This window comes from Streptomyces sp. NBRC 110028 (assembly GCF_001417735.1).
GTDB lineage: Bacteria > Actinomycetota > Actinomycetes > Streptomycetales > Streptomycetaceae > Streptomyces.
On sequence record NZ_BBUZ01000089.1, the window covers coordinates 1 to 3699 of the forward strand.

The following is a 3699-nucleotide window of genomic DNA, read 5'->3' on the forward strand; positions in this document are numbered from 1 at the left end:
TGAGCCCGGCGTTCGCCAGGGCGGCGTTGATGACGCGTTGCTGCGACGGTCCGTTCGGCGCGGTCAGGCCGTTGGACGCGCCGTCCTGGTTGACCGCAGATCCACGGACGATGGCCAGGACGGGGTGGCCGTTGGCCCGGGCGTCCGACAGGCGTTCCAGCAGGACCATGCCCGCGCCCTCGGCCCAGATCGTGCCGTCGGCGGCGGCCGAGAACGACTTGCAGCGGCCGTCGGGCGCCAGCCCGCGCTGGCGGCTGAACTCCAGGAACATCCCGGCATTCGCCATGATCGTGGTGCCACCGGCCAGCGCCATGGAGCACTCGCCGCTGCGCAGCGACTGGCAGGCCAAGTGGAGTGCCACCAGCGAGGACGAGCAGGCGGTGTCGACCGTGACCGCCGGGCCCTCGAAGCCGAAGGTGTACGCCACCCGGCCGGACGCCACGCTCGCCGTCGTCCCCGTCAGCAGATAGCCCTCGACGGGTTCACCGCCGTGATGCGTCAGCGAGACGTACTCCTGGGCGGCCACTCCGGCGAAGACGCCCGTGGCGCTGCCGCGCAGGGTCTCGGGCCGGATACCGGCGTCCTCGAACGTCTCCCAGGCCGTCTCCAGGAGGAAACGCTGCTGGGGGTCGAGCGCGAGGGCTTCGCGCGGGGTGATCCCGAAGAACTCGGGGTCGAAGCGGTCGGCGTCGTAGAGGAAGCCGCCCTTTTGGACATAGGTCTTGCCGCGCACATCGGGGTCGGGGTCGTAGAGGTCGTCGACGTCCCAGCCTCGGTTGTCGGGGAAGTCGCCCACCGCGTCACGGCCCTCGGCCACCAGCCGCCACAGCTCCTCCGGCGTACTGGCGCCACCGGGGAAACGGCAGCCCATGCCCACGATGGCGATCGGCTCGGCCGTGTCGGACGGTGCCGGTGCGGTACGGGCGGCGCGCCGGGCCACTTGAGCGGCACCGGCCTCCGCCCGGCCTCCGCCCATCAGCTCGCCGCGGAGGTAGCTCGCGAGCACGGTGGGGGTGGGGTAGTCGAACAACAGGGTGGATGGGAGACGCGTCCCGGACGCCTTGTTGAGCGAGTTGCGCAGTTCCACCGAGCTGAGCGAGTCGAAGCCGAGGTCCTTGAACGAGTGCGCGGGGTCGATCGCGTCGGGCGAGCCGTGTCCGAGGACGGCGGCCACATGACCGCGCAGGAAGTCCAGGACGATCCGGTCCTGCTCGGGCTCGGGGTGTCCCGCGAGCGACTGCCGCAGGCCGCCGGCGTCCCCTCCGGCCGCGACCGTCTGGGCGGCGCTGCGCGGGGGCGTACGGACCAGCCCGCGGAAGATCGGTGCCACGGGGACGGAGGTGGCGCGGGCCCGCAGCCCCGCGAGGTCGAGCTTGGCCGGGACCACCACCGCCGGGTCGGCCCGGAGCGCCGCGTCGAAGTGTGCGAGCGCCTGTTCGGCGGGCATCGGCAGCAGCCCGTTGCGGCTCATGCGCGCCCGGTCCTGCTCATCGAGGGTTCCGGCCATGCCGCCGCCCTGGTCCCACAGCCCCCAGGCGAGTGAGGTGGCGGGCAGTCCGTACGCACGGCGGTGCTGGGCGAGGCCGTCCAGGAAGCTGTTGGCGGCCGCGTAGTTGGCCTGTCCGGGCGAACCGAGGACACCGACCGCCGACGAGAACAGCACGAACGCGTCCAGGTCCAGGTCGCGGGTCAGGAGGTGGAGGTTCCACGCGGCGTCCACCTTCGGGCGAAGCACCCCGTCGAACCGCTCAGGGCTGAGTGCCGTCACGATGCCGTCGTCCAGCGTCCCGGCGCAGTGCACCACCGCGCCGAGCGGATGCTCCTCCGGCAGGCTCGCGAGCAGTGCCCCCAACGACGGCCGGTCGGCGGCGTCGCAGGCCACGATGGTGGCCTCGGCGCCGAGTTCGGCGAGTTCCGTGGCGAGGGTGCTCTCGGCGCGCGGGCCGCTCCGGCTGATGAGCAGCAGCCTCCTGACGCCGTACGTGCCGACCAGGTGGCGGGCGAGGAGCGTGCCCAGGGCGCCGGTGCCACCGGTGATGAGCACCGTCTTGTCCGGATCGAACGACGCCGGAGCGGTGCCCGGCGTATCGGTCCCGGCGGCGGGGCGGGCGAGGCGAGGGGCCAGAAGCGCGCCGTCGCGCACGGCGAGTTGTGGTTCCGTCGTGGCGAGGGCGGCCGGGACGGCGCTCAGTGAGGAATCCGAGCCGTCGAGGTCGATCAGGGTGAACCGGTCCGGGTGCTCCGACTGAGCGGTGCGGATCAGTCCCCAGACCGCCGCTCCGGCCAGATCGGCCGGCTCGTCGCCGGTGCCGGTTCCGGTGGACATCGCGCCCCTGGTGAGGATCACCAGGCGGGAGTCCGGCCGGTCGTCGGACACGACCGCCTGGACGAGACCGAGCACGCGATGGGTGAGGGAGCGGGTCGACCGCACGGGGTCGGCGTCGTTCTCGGAGACGCACCACGTGACGAACACCTCGGGCCCGGTCGTGTCGTCGTCCCGCTGCGCGGTCGGGAGCCTCACCGCGTCCTGCGCGACCTCGACCGTGTCCTGTATCCCGTCCTCGGGTGCCGGGACGGCGAGCCAGTCGACCTCGTACAGCTCTCCGGCGTCGGCCGCACGCGCGGCGGCGAGTTGGTCGGGGCCGACCGACCGCATGATGAGGGCGTCGATCGTCATCACCGGCGCACCCGTCTGGTCCGCGATGACCAGCGACACCGTGTCCGGGGTGGGCCACATGAGGCGGATCCGCAGGGCCCTCGCCCCCGTCGCGTGGAGGGACACACCGCTCCACGAGAACGGCACCCTGATGGTGTCGTCCGCCGCCTCGCGTCCCGCGACGAGCGCCGCGGGCTGGAGGGCCGAGTCGAGCAGACCGGGATGGATGCCGTACGCGCCGGGATCGGCGTCGGCGGGGAGGGACACTTCCGCGTACGTGGTGTCCCCGTCCCGCCAGGCCGCGCGCATCCCCCGGAACAGTGGCCCGTAGCCGAAGCCCGCACCGGTGACCCGCCGGTAGAACTCCTCCGTGTCCATGGGGACCGAGGCGGCCGGGGGCCAGACATCATCCGTCAGCACCCCTGCCGTCGCGGGCGCTTCCCTCTCCTCGGCCGCGAGCACCCCTGTGGCATGGCAGGTCCACTCGTTCTCGGCCGGAGCGTCCTCCGGCCGGGAGTAGACCGCGAGGGAGCGCCGCCCGGAGTCGTCCGCCGCTTCGACGAGGACCCGGAGCTGGAGGGCGCCGCGTTCCGGCACGGCGAAGAACACATGGTGGGTGAGTTCCTCGATGTGGCCGCAGTCGATGTGGCGTGCCGCGTGGAGGAGGAGATCGACGAATGCCACACCGGGCACGATCATCGACCCGAAGATGGCATGTTCGGCCACCCAGGCGGGGTCGGATCCGGAGACCCGGCCGGTGAAGAGGTGTCCGCCCCCATTGGGGAGTTCGGCCATGGTGGTCAGCACCGGATGGCCGGTCGCCGTCAGCCCCAGACCGTCGGCACCCGCGGTGGGCCTGGACCTTTCCAGCCAGTAGCGCTGGCGTTGGAAGGGGTAGGTGGGCAGGGCGGTGGCCGTGCTGGTTTCCCCGATGAGGGGTGTCCAGTCGATGTGGAGGCCGTGGGTGTGTGCGGTGGCGAGTGCCGTGAGGAGGGTGTGGTTGTCGTCCCGGTCGCGGTGGAGGACAGGAATGGAGGTGATCT

1 protein-coding gene is annotated in these 3699 nt (G+C 72.3%); it reads right to left on the reverse strand.

All coding sequences use genetic code 11. The annotated features are described in order from the left end of the window. A partial coding sequence (locus tag ASC60_RS38360) for an SDR family NAD(P)-dependent oxidoreductase (protein ID WP_159043425.1) occupies nucleotides 1-3699 on the reverse strand: 3699 nt, incomplete at both ends.